This is a genomic window from Nocardia pseudobrasiliensis NBRC 108224, assembly GCF_001613105.1.
GTDB classification, from domain to species: Bacteria; Actinomycetota; Actinomycetes; order Mycobacteriales; family Mycobacteriaceae; genus Nocardia; species Nocardia pseudobrasiliensis.
This window is the reverse complement of the sequence record NZ_BDBS01000015.1, coordinates 1-14,818: the sequence shown is the minus strand read 5'-3', so window position 1 is coordinate 14,818 and position 14,818 is coordinate 1. Positions and strand designations below refer to the sequence as shown.

At 65.9% G+C, this 14,818-nt stretch carries 15 protein-coding genes and 1 pseudogene; 7 read left to right on the top strand and 9 right to left on the bottom strand.

Going from position 1 to position 14,818, the window contains the following annotated elements:
* Nucleotides 1–6: 6 nt before the first annotated feature.
* Together NP4_RS14060 and dmpG are read left to right on the top strand one after the other, a co-directional pair.
* On the top strand, nucleotides 7–918 hold the full coding sequence (locus tag NP4_RS14060; RefSeq protein ID WP_067997598.1) for an acetaldehyde dehydrogenase (acetylating): 912 nt from the start codon (nucleotides 7–9) through the stop codon (nucleotides 916–918).
* A gap of 11 nt (nucleotides 919–929) precedes the next feature.
* Nucleotides 930–1,958 carry a 4-hydroxy-2-oxovalerate aldolase gene (gene dmpG / locus NP4_RS14055; protein ID WP_067997595.1) on the top strand — a complete coding sequence of 343 codons (1,029 nt, stop codon included), beginning with the start codon at nucleotides 930–932 and terminating at the stop codon, nucleotides 1,956–1,958.
* Nucleotides 1,959–1,963: 5 nt separating this feature from the next.
* Here the strand turns inward: dmpG and NP4_RS14050 are convergent, their stop codons facing one another.
* From NP4_RS14050 to NP4_RS14040, 3 genes are read right to left on the bottom strand one after another with little or no spacing between them, the layout of a single operon-like run.
* Nucleotides 1,964–2,368 (bottom strand): type II toxin-antitoxin system VapC family toxin, encoded by a 405-nt coding sequence (locus NP4_RS14050; RefSeq protein ID WP_067997593.1) that lies wholly within the window; start codon nucleotides 2,366–2,368, stop codon nucleotides 1,964–1,966.
* On the bottom strand, nucleotides 2,365–2,640 hold the full coding sequence (locus tag NP4_RS14045; protein WP_067997590.1) for a type II toxin-antitoxin system Phd/YefM family antitoxin: 276 nt from the start codon (nucleotides 2,638–2,640) through the stop codon (nucleotides 2,365–2,367). Before NP4_RS14045 ends, NP4_RS14050 begins: the two co-directional genes overlap by 4 nt.
* A 32-nt stretch (nucleotides 2,641–2,672) precedes the next feature.
* Nucleotides 2,673–3,227 carry a TetR/AcrR family transcriptional regulator gene (locus NP4_RS14040; protein WP_067997586.1) on the bottom strand — a complete coding sequence of 185 codons (555 nt, stop codon included), beginning with the start codon at nucleotides 3,225–3,227 and terminating at the stop codon, nucleotides 2,673–2,675.
* Between the two features lie 74 nt (nucleotides 3,228–3,301).
* On the opposite strand from NP4_RS14040, the gene NP4_RS14035 reads away from it, so the two are divergent.
* Nucleotides 3,302–4,507 carry an FAD-dependent monooxygenase gene (locus tag NP4_RS14035; protein ID WP_211335868.1) on the top strand — a complete coding sequence of 402 codons (1,206 nt, stop codon included), beginning with the start codon at nucleotides 3,302–3,304 and terminating at the stop codon, nucleotides 4,505–4,507.
* Here NP4_RS14035 and hsaB read toward each other — a convergent pair.
* The 4 genes from hsaB to hsaA are packed head-to-tail and all read right to left on the bottom strand — an operon-like array spanning nucleotide 4,504 to nucleotide 8,039.
* Nucleotides 4,504–5,079, bottom strand: coding sequence for a 3-hydroxy-9,10-secoandrosta-1,3,5(10)-triene-9,17-dione monooxygenase reductase subunit (gene hsaB, locus NP4_RS14030; protein WP_067997927.1), 576 nt, complete (start codon nucleotides 5,077–5,079; stop codon nucleotides 4,504–4,506). The genes NP4_RS14035 and hsaB overlap by 4 nt on opposite strands.
* A gap of 5 nt (nucleotides 5,080–5,084) precedes the next feature.
* Complete coding sequence (gene hsaC / locus NP4_RS14025; RefSeq protein WP_067997581.1) at nucleotides 5,085–5,990, bottom strand: iron-dependent extradiol dioxygenase HsaC; 906 nt, start codon at nucleotides 5,988–5,990, stop codon at nucleotides 5,085–5,087.
* A 3-nt stretch (nucleotides 5,991–5,993) separates the two neighbouring features.
* A complete protein-coding gene (gene hsaD, locus NP4_RS14020; protein WP_067997578.1) occupies nucleotides 5,994–6,869 on the bottom strand; it encodes a 4,5:9,10-diseco-3-hydroxy-5,9,17-trioxoandrosta-1(10),2-diene-4-oate hydrolase in 876 nt (291 codons plus the stop codon).
* 3 nt (nucleotides 6,870–6,872) lie between these two features.
* Nucleotides 6,873–8,039 (bottom strand): 3-hydroxy-9,10-secoandrosta-1,3,5(10)-triene-9,17-dione monooxygenase oxygenase subunit, encoded by a 1,167-nt coding sequence (gene hsaA / locus NP4_RS14015; RefSeq protein ID WP_067997575.1) that lies wholly within the window; start codon nucleotides 8,037–8,039, stop codon nucleotides 6,873–6,875.
* Between the two features lie 201 nt (nucleotides 8,040–8,240).
* Between hsaA and NP4_RS14010 the strand changes: the two genes are divergently transcribed.
* Both NP4_RS14010 and NP4_RS14005 read left to right on the top strand, forming a co-directional pair.
* On the top strand, nucleotides 8,241–9,437 hold the full coding sequence (locus NP4_RS14010) for a 3-ketosteroid-9-alpha-monooxygenase, oxygenase component (RefSeq protein ID WP_067997572.1): 1,197 nt from the start codon (nucleotides 8,241–8,243) through the stop codon (nucleotides 9,435–9,437).
* Nucleotides 9,437–9,808: a hypothetical protein gene (locus tag NP4_RS14005; RefSeq protein WP_067997570.1), complete on the top strand. Its 372-nt coding sequence runs from the start codon at nucleotides 9,437–9,439 to the stop codon at nucleotides 9,806–9,808. The genes NP4_RS14010 and NP4_RS14005 overlap by 1 nt, the downstream gene beginning before the upstream one ends.
* On the opposite strand, the gene NP4_RS14000 is transcribed toward NP4_RS14005, so the two are convergent.
* Together NP4_RS14000 and NP4_RS13995 are read right to left on the bottom strand one after the other, a co-directional pair.
* On the bottom strand, nucleotides 9,770–10,177 hold the full coding sequence (locus tag NP4_RS14000) for a cupin domain-containing protein (RefSeq protein WP_067997565.1): 408 nt from the start codon (nucleotides 10,175–10,177) through the stop codon (nucleotides 9,770–9,772). The genes NP4_RS14005 and NP4_RS14000 overlap by 39 nt on opposite strands.
* A 23-nt stretch (nucleotides 10,178–10,200) precedes the next feature.
* Complete coding sequence (locus tag NP4_RS13995) at nucleotides 10,201–10,998, bottom strand: SDR family oxidoreductase (RefSeq protein WP_067997562.1); 798 nt, start codon at nucleotides 10,996–10,998, stop codon at nucleotides 10,201–10,203.
* Nucleotides 10,999–11,412: 414 nt separating this feature from the next.
* On the opposite strand from NP4_RS13995, the gene NP4_RS13990 reads away from it, so the two are divergent.
* Both NP4_RS13990 and NP4_RS13985 read left to right on the top strand, forming a co-directional pair.
* On the top strand, nucleotides 11,413–14,313 hold the full coding sequence (locus tag NP4_RS13990) for a type I polyketide synthase (RefSeq protein ID WP_082875853.1): 2,901 nt from the start codon (nucleotides 11,413–11,415) through the stop codon (nucleotides 14,311–14,313).
* A 43-nt stretch (nucleotides 14,314–14,356) separates the two neighbouring features.
* Nucleotides 14,357–14,818 (top strand): annotated as a pseudogene (locus NP4_RS13985) (hypothetical protein); the annotation flags it as partial.

Below are 14,818 nucleotides of genomic sequence, written 5' to 3'. Positions count from 1 at the left end.
GCATCTGTGCCTGTCAACGGAAAGGTCGCGGCCGCCATTGTCGGCTCCGGCAATATCAGTACCGATCTGCTGTACAAGCTGCTGCGTTCGGACAAGATCGAACCGCGGTGGATGATCGGGATCGATCCGGCCAGTGAGGGTTTGAAGCGCGCGGCCGGGCTCGGGCTGGAGACCTCGCACGAGGGGGTGGACTGGCTGCTCGGGCAGTCCGAGCTGCCGGAGCTGATCTTCGAGGCGACCTCGGCCTATGTGCATCGCGACGCCGCGCCGCGCTACGCCGAGGCGGGGATTCGGGCGGTGGATCTGACGCCCGCGGCCGTCGGGCCCGCGGTGGTGCCGCCGGTGAATCTGGACGCGAATCTGGACGCGCCGAACGTCAATATGATCACCTGCGGTGGGCAGGCGACGATTCCGATCGTGGCGGCGGTCTCGCGCGTGGTCGAGGTGTCGTATGCCGAGATCGTCGCGTCGGTGTCCTCGGTGTCGGCCGGGCCGGGCACGCGGGCCAATATCGATGAGTTCACCAAGACCACCAGCCGGGGCGTGGAGACCATCGGCGGGGCGGCGCGGGGTAAGGCGATCATCATCCTGAATCCGGCCGAGCCGCCGATGATCATGCGCGACACCATCTTCTGCGCGATTCCCGACGATGCCGATACGGGCGCGATCGCGGAGTCGATCCATCGGATGGTCGCCGACATCCAGCAGTACGTGCCCGGGTACCGGCTGCTCAACGAGCCGCAGTTCGACGAGCCGAGCGTGGTTTCCGGTGGGCTGGCGCGGGTTTCGGTGTTCGTGGAGGTGGAGGGGGCCGGGGATTTCCTGCCGCCGTATGCCGGGAATCTCGACATCATGACCGCCGCCGCCACTCGGGTCGGCGAGGTCGTCGCCGATCAGATCGTCTCGGCCCGGGTATAGGAGGACCGAATATGCCGTACTCATCAGAAATCGACATCCGCGTCACCGACACCTCGCTGCGCGACGGATCCCATCACAAGCGTCATCAGTTCACCGCGACCGAGGTCCGCGATATCGTCGCCGCCCTCGACGGCGCGGGAGTGCCCGTGATCGAGGTGACCCACGGCGACGGTCTGGGCGGCTCCTCGTTCAACTACGGCTTCTCCAAAACCCCTGAGCAGGAACTGATCACGATCGCCGCGCGGACCGCGAAGCAGGCGAAGATCGCGGTGCTCATGCTGCCCGGCGTCGGGGTCAAGGAGGACATCAAGGTTTCCCAGGACAATGGGGCCTCGATCGTGCGTATCGCCACCCACTGCACCGAGGCCGACGTCTCCATCCAGCATTTCGGTCTGGCCCGCGAGCTCGGCCTGGAGACCGTTGGCTTCCTGATGATGTCGCACAGCCAGCCCCCCGAGGTGCTCGCCCGGCAGGCCCGCATCATGGCTGACGCGGGCTGTCAATGCGTCTACGTCGTCGACTCCGCCGGAGCCCTTGTCCTGGACCAGGTTTCGGACCGCGTGGCCGCGCTGGTCGCCGAACTCGGCGACGACGCCCAGGTGGGCTTTCACGGCCACGAGAACCTCGACCTCGGCAATGCCAACTCCATCTACGCCATCCGCGCCGGAGCCACCCAAATCGACGGCAGCGCACGTCGTTTCGGCGCGGGCGCGGGCAATACTCCCGTGGAGGCCCTAGTGGCGGTCTGCGACAAACTCGGCGTCAAGACCGGCATCGACTTCTACGCCATAGCCGACGCCGCCGAAGACGTGGTCCGCCCCGCCATGCCCACCGAATGCCTGCTCGACCGCCAAGCCCTCATGATGGGCTACGCCGGCGTCTACTCCAGCTTCCTCAAACACGCCGAACACCAAGCCGCCCGCTACCACGTCTCCGCCGCCGAAATGCTCGTCCGAGCGGGCAAACGCAAACTGGTGGGCGGGCAGGAAGACCAGCTCATCGATATCGCCCTGGAACTCCAGCGCGAGGTTTCGTCCTGACCGCGTCAGAGCGATACGACTTCCAGCATGCTCTCCAGGCCGCGGAAGTCTTTGGCGTTGCGGGTGTACAGCGGTAGACCTCGAGCTGATGCGATCGCTGCGATGAGGAGGTCGAAGCGTCGTGGTCGGGGGTTGCGGTTGGCTGCGATGGTCAGGGCCACGAGGGTTCCGTAGCGGGTTGCCGCCTCGTCGTCGAAGGGTAGGGCGTCGAATTCGACGATGGCGGTTCCCAGTTGCTCCGAGCGGGCCGCGCGCGTCGCGGGATCCTTGGCGGCGGCGATTCCCTGGTGCAGCTCCGCCAAGGTGATGGTCGTGATCTCCGGAAGCTTCGGGAGGGATTCGGGATCGAGGATGTCCAGGTCGAGATAGGCGCAGGTATCCAGCACGCCCGACGGGTGACGGTCGGTCACGAACGACCTGCCCAGGGATCATCGTCGCCGAGTCGGTCCTCGGTTCCGAAGAACTCGTCGGCCTCCGCGCGCATCTGCGCGTAGTCCACGCGGGGGAGCCTGCGGTGGCGCTGGACGAGTTCCTCGGCGGTGTGGCGACGCTTCTGCCTGACCGGACGCACCTCGGCGATCTCCACGCCGTTGCGGGTGACTCGAAATGTCTCTCCGGCTTCCACGGCGTCCATGACCGCCGCCGAGTTGTTGCGGAATTCCCGCTGGCTGATCACCTTCATACCACTAACGTAGCCCCGTGTAGCGCATTGTGCTACACGGGGGGCGTGATGCGGCGCAACCCCTCGGTGAGGTCCTCTGCGGTGGGGGCCGTGGCGGGGTCTATCAGGTGTTGGAGGGCCAGGCCCGTCAGGAGGGTTTGGTAGATCGCGCCCATTCGGCGGGTCGAATCGTTGGGCTGATCGGGGCCGTCGAGGAGGTGGGCCAGTCCGGTTTGGGCCTCGGGTTGGTTGGTGGCCAGGTGGGGGCGGAGGTCGGGGTTGGCGGCCGATTCGAAGGTTGCCGCCCAGACGGCTCGGTGGGTGGTGATGGACTCGATGATGGCTGTCCACTGGGCTGTGAAGTGCTGCAAGGGTTCTCGTGATGTGGAAGCGGTTTCGGCCAGGGCCCGCGACAGTTCCTCGCCCCATTCCCTGGTTGCCGCGGCCAGGGCCTCGTTCAGTAGCGCCTCCTTCGAGCCGAAGTGGTAGCCGATGGCGGCCATGCTCACCCCGGCGGTGGTGGCTATATCTCGCACGGTGGTGCGGGCGTAGCCCTTGGTCAGGAGACAGTGGCGAGCGCCGGCCAGTAGATCCTCGCGGTTTCCCATGGTGAACAGGGTAGCGCAAATGCCTTAGACAAAAGTATTGCGCAAATGCCTAAGACATTCGTACAGTTCTTGGCATGGCTGAGATGAAGAACCAGAACGTCCTGATCTCCGGTGCGAGCATCGCGGGGCCGGCCCTCGCCTTCTGGCTGAAGCGGTACGGATTCACCCCGACCGTTGTGGAAAAGGCCCCGGCGCTGCGCGAGGGCGGGCAGGCGATCGATGTGCTGGGCACCGCGACCGAGGTGGTGCGGCGGATGGGACTGCTCGAGCGCGTGCAGGAGTTCAGCACGGGTAAGCGCGGTACGTCCTACGTCGATGCCGACGGGCGGACGCGGGCCACCGTGAGCAGCGAGGTGTTCAACGGCGTGGGCGCCAACGGGGATACCGAGATTCAGCGCGGCGACCTGGCGCGGGTGCTCTACGAGGCGACCCGCGACGATGTCGAATACATCTTCGGCGATTCCATCGCCGAACTGTCCCAGGACGACAACGGCGTGCACGTCACCTTCGACCACGGCGCGCCACGCACCTTCGACCTGGTGATCGGCGCCGACGGCGTCCACTCCCACACGCGTGGACTGGTTTTCGGCCCCGAGTCGCGATTCGTCCGGCACATGGGCTACTACATCTCGATCTACACCATCCCGAACTTTTTGAACCTCGACCACTGGGAACAGGACTACAACACCCCGGGCAAGATCGCCGGAGCCTACAGTGCCCGCGAGAACACCGAAGCCAAGGCCATTTTCGCGTGGGCGAGCGATGAACTCGACTACGACTACCGCGATATCGCGGCCCAGAAGCGCATCGTCGCGCAGACGTACGCCGATCAGGGCTGGCAGGTCCCGCGATTGCTGTCGCATCTGGACGCCGCGCGGGACTTCTACTTCGACGCCATGGCCCAGATCCGGATGGACAGCTGGCATCGCGGCCGGGTGACGCTGGTCGGCGACGCCGGATATTGCGCCTCACCGCTGTCGGGCCAGGGCGCGGACCTGTCGCTGGTCGGCGCGTATGTGCTGGCGGGCGAATTGGCCGCCGCCGCAGGAGATCACGTCGTCGCCTTCGCTCGCTACGAGCGGGAGATGCGGCCCATGGTCGACGCCTGCCAGAAATTCGCCGAGGGCGTCGGCGCCTGGTACGCGCCGCCGAGCAACGCGATGATCCGCATCCGCAACCTGAATGTCCGTCTGCTGCCGTACCTTCCGTGGCGCGGCCTCATCGGCGGCGCGCCGCAGAAGGTCGCCCGTACGGTCGAGGCTCGCGACTACGCGGCCTAGAGCCAGGTGTCCTGGGTCGTGGTGGTGAGGAAATGCTCCAGGTCGGCGCGCCAGGGAGCGGGCGTGGTCTTGTCCGGCTCGATGGCGGTGTACTGACCGCGATAGAACAGCAGCGGCCTGCCGGAATCCGTGGACTCCGACAGGGCCGCCACCCGGCCGATCACGATGTAGTGATCGCCGCCGTCGACGACACTCGCCACAGTGCACTGGATCGTGGCCAGTGCGTCGTCGAGGAGTGGAAGTTTCAGATCCGAAGTGCGCCAGCCGATCTCGGCGAACTTATCGGGCTCGCGCGAGCCGAACCGCGCGCAGACCTCACGCTGTTCCTCGGCGAGCACATTCACGCAGAACCGCCCGGCCGCCTCGATCGCCGCCCAGGTGCGCGATTGTTTGGTCGGGCAGAACAGCACCATGGGCGGTTCCAGTGAGAGCGCGGCGAACGACTGACAGGCGAATCCGACCGGACCACCCTCGGAGTCGAGGGTGGTGATCACGGTGATGCCGGTGCAGAACTGCCCCAGCACATTACGGAACCGACGCGGATCGATCTCCGCGAAACCGTCCGTCGTCATCTCGTTCACCCCTGCCGGAATTGGATGCTGAAGTCGTGGCCCCACAGGCTGACCGCGGTGGATTCCCGCGCGATCCAGCTCTCGTCCTCGACTTCCAGTCCCTCGCAACCGAATTCGATATCGAATCCGCCGGGCGTCTTCATGTAGAACGACAGCATCTTGTCGTTGATGTGCCGCCCGAGGGTGGCCGACATCTTGACCTTCCGCCGCAGCGCGCGGTCCAGGCACAGTCCGACATCGTCGGAGTTCTCCACCTCGACCATCAGATGCACGATGCCGGTCGGATTGGGCAGCGGCAGGAATGCCAGCGCGTGATGACGCGGATTGCAGCCGTAGAACCGCAGCCAGGCGGGATCGCCGTCGGCCGGGCGGCCCACCATCTGCGGTGGCAGCCGCATCGAATCGCGCAGCCGGAAGCCGAGCACATCCTGATAGAACGCCTGGGCCGAGGCATCGTCGGTGCAGGTCAGCACGACATGCCCCAGACCCTGCTCCGCGGTGACGAACCGGTGCCCGTAGGGACTGACGAACCGCCGCGCGACGTACTGTGCCCCGTGGAAGGCCTCGAGCGTATTGCCGTCGGGATCCTCGAACCGGATCAGCGCCTCGACGCGGCGTTCGGCGGCCTCCTCCTTGGAACCCTCCTTGAACGCCACCCCCGCATCGGACAGCCGATCCCGAAGCCGTTGCAGCGCAGGGGAATCGGCGACCTCCCAGCCCGAAACCTGGAGCCGATCGGTCTCGCCCGGCACGATCACCAGCCGCGCGGGGAACTCGTCCATGCGCAGATACAGCGCATCCTTGTCGGGCCCGTCCCCCTCCATCATGCCGAGCACCTTCGTACCGTACTCGCGCCAGGCGGGGATGTCGGTGGCCTCGATGCGCATGTAGCCGAGCGCGCGAATACTCATGTCCTACTTCTCCTTCGGCGACAGAAAGTCGATCGCCAACCGGTTGAACTCGTCGAACTTCTCGAGCTGTGCCCAGTGCCCGCAACCACCGAACACATGCAACTGTGCGCGTGGAATGGTCTTGAGCGCAACCAGCGCACCGTCGAGCGGGTTCACCCGATCCTCGCGACCCCAGATGAGCAGTACCGGCTGCCGCAGCTTGTAGCCCTCACGCCAGAGCATGCCCTGCTCGAAGTCCGGTCCCGCGAACGATTTACCCATCGCGCGCATGGCGGCCAGCGACTCCGGCGTGGCGGCGTATCCGAACCGCTCCTCGATCAACTCCGGGGTGATCAGCGACTGATCGAACACCATGATCCGCAGGAAGGTCTCGATGTTCTCGCGGGTCGGATCGATATTGAAGCGTGACAGCGCCTTCACGCCCTCGGTCGGATCCGGCGCGAACAGATTCGTGCTCAGCCCGCCCGGCCCCATCAGGATCAGCTTGCCCGCCCGATCGGGATAGTCCAGCGCGAATCGCACGGTGGTCCCACCGCCGAGCGAATTGCCGAGCAGGTGAACGCGATCGGTGATCCGCAGGGAGTCGAGCAGATCCTTCAGCGCCGAGGAGCTGTGCACGAAGTACTGCGGATGGTCGGTCGGCTTGTCGGACAACCCGAATCCGGGTTGATCCACTGCCAGCACATGGAACTCGCGCGCCAGCACCGGGATGTTGCGGGCGAAGTTGGACCAGGAGGAGGCGCCGGGCCCGCCGCCGTGCAGCAGCACGATGGTCGGGCCGTTGCCGACACCCGCCTCGTGATAGTGCAGCCGCAGATCCGGCCGCACCTGGGCATAGCGAGAGGTGGATTCGAAGGTCAGCTCAGCTGTGGAAGTCATCGTCTACACCATCGTGTCGCCGACCGGCAGGCCGAATGCGTGTGTTCCGTACATGACATAGGCCCGCTCGGCGTCATTGGCGGCGTGTACGCGGCCCGCGTGCGCGTCGCGCCAGAACCGTTGCAGCGGAGTCCCATTGGCGAGCGCGGTCGCGCCCGAACTCTCGAACAGCCGGTCGATCGAGGCGATCGCTCGTCCGGTCGCCCGAACCTGATCGCGGCGCGCCCGCGCCCGCAGGTCGAACGGAATCTCGTTGCCCGCCACCAGATATGCGTACTCGTCGGCCACATTGCCCGCCAGCTGCCGCCACGCGGCGTCGATATCGCTGGCCGCCTCGGCGATGCGCACCTTGGCGAACGGGTCGTCCTTGGCCTTCTCGCCCGCGTAGGCCGCGCGAATGCGCTTGCCCTGGTGCTCGATATGCGCCGCCAGCGCGCCGTAGGCCATGCCGACGATGGGGGAGGAGATGGTGGTGGGGTGGATCGTGCCCCAGGGCATCTTGTACAGCGGATCCGTATTTTGTTCCAGCCCCGGCGATTTCAGCTCGTTCATCGTCTTGTAGGACAGGAACCGGTGGCGTGGCACGAAAACGTCCTTCACCACCAGCGTATTGGATCCGGTTCCGCGCAGGCCCACCACATTCCACACATCGTCGATGCGGTATTCCGAGCGCGGGATCAGGAAGCTGCCGAAGTCGACCGGCTTACCGTCCTTGATCACCGGGCCGCCGACGAAGGTCCAGTCGGCGTGATCGCACCCCGAGGACCAGTTCCATGCGCCGTTGACGAGATAGCCGTCGTCGGTCACCACGCCCGCGCCCATGGGCGCGTACGAGGATCCGATGCGGACCTCGGTGTCCTCGCCCCAAACCTCTTCCTGGGCCTTCTGATCGAACAGTGCGATGTGCCAGTTGTGGATGCCGATGATGCCCGCGACCCAGCCGGTCGAACCGCAGGCACTGGCGATCTTGCGAACCGAGTCGTAGAAGACGCCCGGATCGGCCGCGAGGCCGCCCCACTGGCGCGGCTGCACCAACCGGAAGAAGCCGGTGGCCTGCAGGGCCTTCATCGTCTCGTCGGGGATGCGGCGCAGATCTTCTGCTTCCTGTGCGCGCTCGCGCAGCATCGGCAACAGCGCATCGACCCGCTCCGTTACTTCTCGCGTCGTCATCTCGGGGGCTGCTCCTGCCTGGTCGATCGGACCGGGTACCTAGTCATACTGACACTGAGACTAGAACACGTTCCTATTCCTGTCGAGAACGGGTATCGGTCGTTGGGACCGAACGGCCTTTGCCTGGTAGTAGAGCCAATAGCTGGCGCCAGGTCGGAACTTTTTGTAACGTGTTCTAGTACTTCCAGAGGAGGGATCACAATGGCGGAAACCGCACCTGCGCGTGGCGGGAAGGTCCGGGAGATCGATGTCGGGGCCACGCCGACGCGGTACGCGCGGGGCTGGCATTGCCTGGGCCTGGCCGCCGCGTTCCGGGACGGCAAGCCGCACGCCGTACAGGCGTTCGGTACCAAGCTGGTCGTATGGGCCGACAGTGGGGGCCAGCTCAAAGTGCTCGATGCCTACTGCCGGCACCTCGGCGGCGATCTGAGCATGGGCGAGATCAAGGGCGATTCGGTCGCCTGTCCGTTCCATGACTGGCGCTGGGGTGGCAACGGCCGCTGCACCTCGATTCCCTACGCCCGTCGCGTGCCGCCGCTGGCGCGCACCCGGTCCTGGGCCACGTTGGAGCGCAACGGTCAGCTGTTCGTCTGGCACGACCACGAGGGCAACCCGCCGCCGGAGGATGTGACCATCCCCTACATCGAGGGCGCCTACACCGACGCGGACGGCAACAACACCGAGGAACTCAATCCCGGCTGGACCGAGTGGACCTGGAACTCGATGCTGATCGAGGGCGCCAACTGCCGCGAGATCATCGACAACGTGGTCGATATGGCGCACTTCTTCTACATCCACTTCGCGTATCCGACGTACTTCAAGAACGTCTTCGAGGGCCATATCGCCACCCAGTACCTGGAGACGAAGAACCGGCCCGATGTCGGCATGGGCACGCAATACGGTGAGACGCTGCTGAAGTCGGTCGCCGCGTACTACGGGCCCTCCTACATGATCAACCCGCTGCACAATTATTACGGCGGATTCGAGGTCAAGAGCGCCCTGATCAACTGCCACTACCCGGTGACCCAGGATTCGTTCGTGCTGCAGTGGGGCATCTCGCTGGAGAAGCCCAAGGGCATCGACGACGAGGCGTCGAAGAAGTTGGCGGCCAAGATGACCGAGGGCATCAGCGTCGGCTTCCTGCAGGATGTGGAGATCTGGAAGCACAAGTCCAAGATCGACAATCCGCTGCTGTGCGAGGAGGACGGCCCGGTCTATCAGCTGCGGCGCTGGTACGACCAGTTCTACGTCGACGTCGCCGAGGTGGATCCGAAGTCGGTGCAGCGCTTCGAATTCGAGGTCGACACCACCAAGGCCAACGAGGCGTGGGAGGCCGAGGTCGCGGAGAATCTGCGACGCAAGCGGGAGCAGGACGCCGCGCAGGAGGCGAACGCCTGATGACCAAATGGGCGAAGGCACCGGATTTCGCGGATCGTCCGGATCGGCTAGCGCAGGTGCGCGCCCAGACGGTCGTCGACAAGCGGCGCTATCTCGAGGACGGGATGACCCCGCTCTCCTGCGCCACCTGCGGCACCGGGGTACTGGTGCGCAAGGCCAGCTCACATCAGCAGTCGGTGCAGTGGACGGTCGATCCGGCCGTCCACTGCCCGATATTCAAGGAACTGGGCGGCGGCCCCGGCCGCCCGGAATCCTGTCCGAATCTCGAACGGACCATCGATCACGCGGTGAGCGAGGGCATGCTCACCGTCGACGATCGAGGCGAATCCGCCTCAGTCCATCCGGAAGTCGGCGAAGTCGAAGCCCGGTGAGACGATACAGCTGACCAGGACGTACTCGTCGGTGGCCGGGTGGGCCCACTGGCTCACTCCGCCGGGGACGACCGCCTGCAGCAGCTGACCGTGTTCCACGTCGGGGCCCAGGACGATCTCCTGGCCGCCGATGTTCAGGGCCAGCGGGCCGCCCCGGTGCCACAGCCACAGCTCGTCGGAGGCGACGGTATGCGGCGCGGACTTCTCACCCGGCATCAGCAGGAAGTGGATCGCGGTCGCGGACGAGCGAGGCCCGCTGTAGCCCTGCGGTTCGAATTCGACAGAACTGCGCCAGGTTTCGCGAAACCAGCCGCCTTCCGGATGCGGTTGCAGATCGAGCGCCGCCGCGAGTGCCGGCCGGTCGGACATGGGATCTCCTCGGGGTTGTCGCACTATTTCAGGCCGAGCTGGGCGGCCGTGATCTTCTCCATCATGGTTCTGGGCAGCAACCGTCGCAGCGCGAACGCCAGCGGGGCGCGGCTGCCGACGGCGACGAAGGATCGGGGCGAGTCGATCACCCGGATGAGGGTGCGGGCCACCTTCTCGGCCGAGATTCCCGCGGCCTCCTTATGCTTCAACGCCGCGAGCACCGCATCCAATTCCGCCTTGTAGGGGGAGTTCTCGTCGCTGTAGACATAGCGCCGGGTGGTGATGCCGGTATTGATGGAGCCGGGTTCGATTGTGGTGACCTCGATCCCGAACGGGGACACCTCGCGGCGCAGGGATTCGGCGAAGCCCTTGATCGCGGCTTTCGTTGCCACATAGGAGGATCGGTAGGCCACCGGGAAGCTGGCCAGCATGGAACCGACCATCACGATATGGCCGCGTCCGCGGGCCCGCATACCGGGCAGCAGCAGCTGCGCGAGCCGCACCGGGCCGAAGACATTGACCTGGAACAGCCTTTCGATCGCATCGATCGGCATCTCCTCGAGCGCCCCGGCCTGGCTCTCCCCGGCATTGTTGATCAGAATATCGATCTCGCCGAGTTCGGTCGCGAACGTTTCGATCGCCGCGGGATCGCTCATGTCCAGCGCCCGGTATTCCACGCCCGGCACCCGCGCGTCCGCGGCGATGGTCTCGGGTTTGCGGCTGGTGCCGATGACGCGGAAGCCGCGGGCGGCCAAGGCCGCGGCGGTCGCGGCGCCGATGCCGGAGGACGCGCCGGTGATCAGGACGTTTCGGTCGCTCATGGGTGCTCAGTCTAGGCGGGCCGGGCTGGCGGGAAATGAACGTCGAGCCGATCGGTCGGATGTCCAATTGGTGCCGATTATCGATGAATTTACATTCCGGTCCGGCCTGTTCAGTGGACTGAAAATCCGACCGTTCATTTGGTGTACTGCCTGGTAGGGGGACTGTGTGACCACGAAAAGCCCTCCAGGTGTCAAGAATTCGTATGGATTCCGTAGGGATTTCGTATTGATGCGTAATCCACATCACAACTTCCGTTTGGAAATTTCTGTTGTAGATTGGCCACACATCTTCAGATCGATCATTGGCATCGAAGCCAAAGTCTCCGGTAACCGTACCGATCGAATCACGCCATCTACGCCTCCGAGCTGCGGCCCTCGATCGTCCGGCACAGTGCAAATCTCGAAGGAGCGAAGATGGCAGCGGAAACGCAACCTGTCGCGGTAGTGGGTTTGGGCGGTTTGTTCCCCCAGGCCCGGAATGTGCGGGAATTCTGGTCGAACATCGTGGCGGCACGGGACTGCATCGAGTCCGTGCCGGAAAGTCATTGGCGGATCGGGGATCACTACGATCCCGACCCCAAGGCGCCCGACAAAACCTATTGCAAGGTAGGCGGATTCGTCCCGACGATCGATTTCGATCCGATGGAATTCGGCATACCGCCCACGGTGCTCGAGGTCACCGACACCGTGCAGCTGCTCAGTCTCACGGTGGCCAAGCAGACCTTCCTCGACGCGGGCGCGTTCGATTCGGACTGGTACGACGCCAGCCGGGCGGGCGTGGTCCTCGGCACCATCGGCGGCGCCGCGATCTCCGAGGGTTTCAACGCCCGGTTGGTCACCCCGCAGATCCGCGAGGCGGTCCTGGCCTGCGGACTCTCCGAGCGCGACGCCGCGGAGATCGTCGCGAAGTACAGCTCCGCGTTCGCGCCCTGGGAGGAGAACTCGTTCCCCGGCGCGCTCGGCAATGTGATCGCCGGTCGGATCGCGAACCGGTTCGATCTCGGCGGTACGAACTTCGTGGTGGATTCGGCGTGTGCGAGTTCGCTCACGGCGGTGCGGCTCGCGGTCGACGAACTGCTTTCGGGTCGGGCCGATTTCATGCTCACCGGCGGCGCCGAGTTCAAGAATACGATCTTCAACTATCTGTGCTTCTCCAAGACGCCCGCATTCTCGCGGGAGGGCCGGGTGCGGCCGTTCGACGAATCGGCGGACGGCACGCTGAGCGGTGAGGGAATCGGGATGCTGGCATTGAAGCGTCTCGACGATGCCGAACGTGACGGAAATAGGATCTATGCCGTTCTTCGCGCCATCGGTTCGTCGAGCGATGGACGTTTCAAGAGTATTTATGCCCCGCGCCGCGAGGGTCAGGTCAACGCATTGCATCGCGCCTATGCCGAGGCGGGTTTCGACGCCGATCAGGTCGGTCTGGTCGAATGTCACGGCACCGGAACCTCGGTCGGCGATGCCATCGAGGTGTCCGCGCTGCGCGAGGTATTCGAGGCGGCCGGATCCGGACCGCGTGCGGTGGCGCTCGGATCGGTGAAATCGCAGATCGGGCATACGAAAGCAGCCGCCGGTGTGGCGGGGATGATCAAGGCCGTCCTCGCGCTGCACGAGCGGGTGCTGCCGCCGACCATCAATGTCGATCGGCCGCACGGGAGTTTCGACGGGTCGCCGTTCTACGTGAATACCGCCGCCCGGCCGTGGATCCTCGATCCGAACCGGACGCGGCGGCGCGCGGCGGTCTCGGCCTTCGGATTCGGCGGTACCAACTTCCACTGCGTGCTCGAGGAATACGACGGCGCGACCGTGCCGGTGTCGCATGCGGTATCGGCCGTGTACGTCTGGCATGCGGCCACCGCCGCCGAACTGGTGCGACAGCTCGAATCCGGTGTCGGCGGCGGTGATCCGGCCGAGGCGGTCCCCGACGATCACGCACGATTGGCGATTGTCGCCTCGACCCCGGACGAGTTGGCCGCACTGGTGGCCAAGGCCGTCGAGCGTCTGCGGGCCGATACCGCGGCTGTCGAATTCACCGTCGACCGCGCGATCTTCTACCGCGGTCGTGCCCTTCGCGGGGGCAAGGTCGCGGCGCTGTTCGCCGGACAGGGCAGCCAGTACCCCGATATGGGTGCGCGGGCGGTGATGGCATTGCCGCCGCTGCGGCTCGAATTCGACACGGCGGCACTGGATTTCGCGGGTTCCGAGGCGCTCGGCGCGGTGGTCTTCCCGCCACCCGCCTTCGACGCCGCGCAGCGGGCCGAACAGGACGCGGCGCTGCGGCGCACCGAATACGCGCAACCGGCGATCGGCGCGCTGTCGGCCGGACAGTTCAAATATCTGACCGAACTCGGCTTCCGGGCCGACGGCGCGATGGGACACAGTTTCGGCGAACTCACCGCGCTGTGGGCGGCGGGCAGTCTGACCGATGCCGAATTCCGCCGTCTGGCCTGGGAGCGCGGGGCCGCGATGGCCGCCCGCCCGGCCGATAGTGCCGATCCGGGCGCGATGGTCGCCGTGGCCTGCGGTATCGATCGGGTGCGCGAACTGCTGGCCGGACATCCGGATGTGTACTTATGCAATATCAACGCCCCGGATCAGGTGGTGCTGGGCGGCGGTTCGGCCGCGGTATCGGCCTTCGCCGCGTCCTGCGCCGCGGTCGGTATCACGACCCGGGAACTGTCGGTTGCCACGGCCTTCCACACGCCCTATGTCGCGCACGCGGTCGAGTCCTTCCGGCGCGCGGTGGCCGAGGTGGAGATCCGGGAGCCGAGTATTCCGGTGTATCCCGATATGGCCACCGCTCAGTACGGGCCGGATGTGGTCGCGAACCGGGAGAGCCTGGTGCAGCAACTCATGTCGACGGTGTATTTCTCCGCGCGCATCGCGCAGATGTACGACCACGGCTTCCGCGTCTTCGTCGAATTCGGTCCGGGCACGGTGCTTTCCGGTCTGGTTCGCAAGATCCTGGCCGATCGCGACGATGTCGTGGTGCTCAGCGCCGACGGCGGCCGCGGCTCCGATTCCGACCGGGCGATCAAACAATTGGCGGCGCGGCTGCTCGTGCTGGGTATGCCCCTGACCGGAATCAACCGCTACACCGCGCCGCTGCCGCCCGAGCAGCAGGCCGGGCGGATGCGGATTCCGCTGAACGGCGCGAATTACATTCCGCCGAAACGGGTCGAGGAACACAACCGGCTGCTGCACAACGGCTATCGCGCGAGCGTGGTGGCGGCCAATGGATCACCGGCGGCCGAGCCCGCCGCCCTGCTGAACATTCAATCCACGATCCCCGTCCCGTCTCCGGCTGCCTGACGGAATCTCCCATCCCCCACCGTAATACACGAATGGAAACGATATGACCACCACGCTTGCTTCGACCAATGGCCTGTCCAACGGCAATTCCGCCAACGGTTCCGGCCGGTCGCCGGGTTCCGGCGCGCTCGACGACTATCTGGCGCTGCACCGGGAATTCCTCGCCTCGCAACTCGGCGTCGGCGAACGGCTGACGGCGCTGCTGTCGGCCGAGATCGAAAGCGGCAGTCCGCGCAAGGATGTCCTCGACAGCATCGGCGCGGTGGCCTGGCAGAGCGTCGCCCTCGGCCAGGCGCACGCCAATGCCAACAACGCGCTGAGCACCCTGGCGGGCGGGCCCGCGATCGTCACGCCGCCGATCGAACCGGCGACTCCCGCGGCCCCCGTACCCGCCGCGCCCGCTCCCGCCGCGAACACCGCGCAGCCCGCGCCCCTCGTGATCGAAACGCCCACGCCCGCACCGGCTCCGGTATCGCCGCCGCCCGCACCGGCGGCCGTGGCCCCC

Coding starts and splice junctions, on each gene's coding strand:
- NP4_RS14035 (WP_211335868.1), top strand. CDS start 3,302: ATGGCTGAGATGAAGAACCAGAACGTCCTGATCTCCGGTGCGAGCATC.
- hsaC (WP_067997581.1), bottom strand. CDS start 5,990: ATGAGTATTCGCGCGCTCGGCTACATGCGCATCGAGGCCACCGACATC.
- NP4_RS13990 (WP_082875853.1), top strand. CDS start 11,413: ATGGCAGCGGAAACGCAACCTGTCGCGGTAGTGGGTTTGGGCGGTTTG.
- hsaA (WP_067997575.1), bottom strand. CDS start 8,039: ATGACGACGCGAGAAGTAACGGAGCGGGTCGATGCGCTGTTGCCGATG.
- NP4_RS13995 (WP_067997562.1), bottom strand. CDS start 10,998: ATGAGCGACCGAAACGTCCTGATCACCGGCGCGTCCTCCGGCATCGGC.
- dmpG (WP_067997595.1), top strand. CDS start 930: ATGCCGTACTCATCAGAAATCGACATCCGCGTCACCGACACCTCGCTG.
- NP4_RS14045 (WP_067997590.1), bottom strand. CDS start 2,640: ATGAAGGTGATCAGCCAGCGGGAATTCCGCAACAACTCGGCGGCGGTC.
- NP4_RS14005 (WP_067997570.1), top strand. CDS start 9,437: ATGACCAAATGGGCGAAGGCACCGGATTTCGCGGATCGTCCGGATCGG.
- hsaD (WP_067997578.1), bottom strand. CDS start 6,869: ATGACTTCCACAGCTGAGCTGACCTTCGAATCCACCTCTCGCTATGCC.
- NP4_RS14010 (WP_067997572.1), top strand. CDS start 8,241: ATGGCGGAAACCGCACCTGCGCGTGGCGGGAAGGTCCGGGAGATCGAT.
- NP4_RS14000 (WP_067997565.1), bottom strand. CDS start 10,177: ATGTCCGACCGGCCGGCACTCGCGGCGGCGCTCGATCTGCAACCGCAT.
- hsaB (WP_067997927.1), bottom strand. CDS start 5,079: ATGACGACGGACGGTTTCGCGGAGATCGATCCGCGTCGGTTCCGTAAT.
- NP4_RS14040 (WP_067997586.1), bottom strand. CDS start 3,227: ATGGGAAACCGCGAGGATCTACTGGCCGGCGCTCGCCACTGTCTCCTG.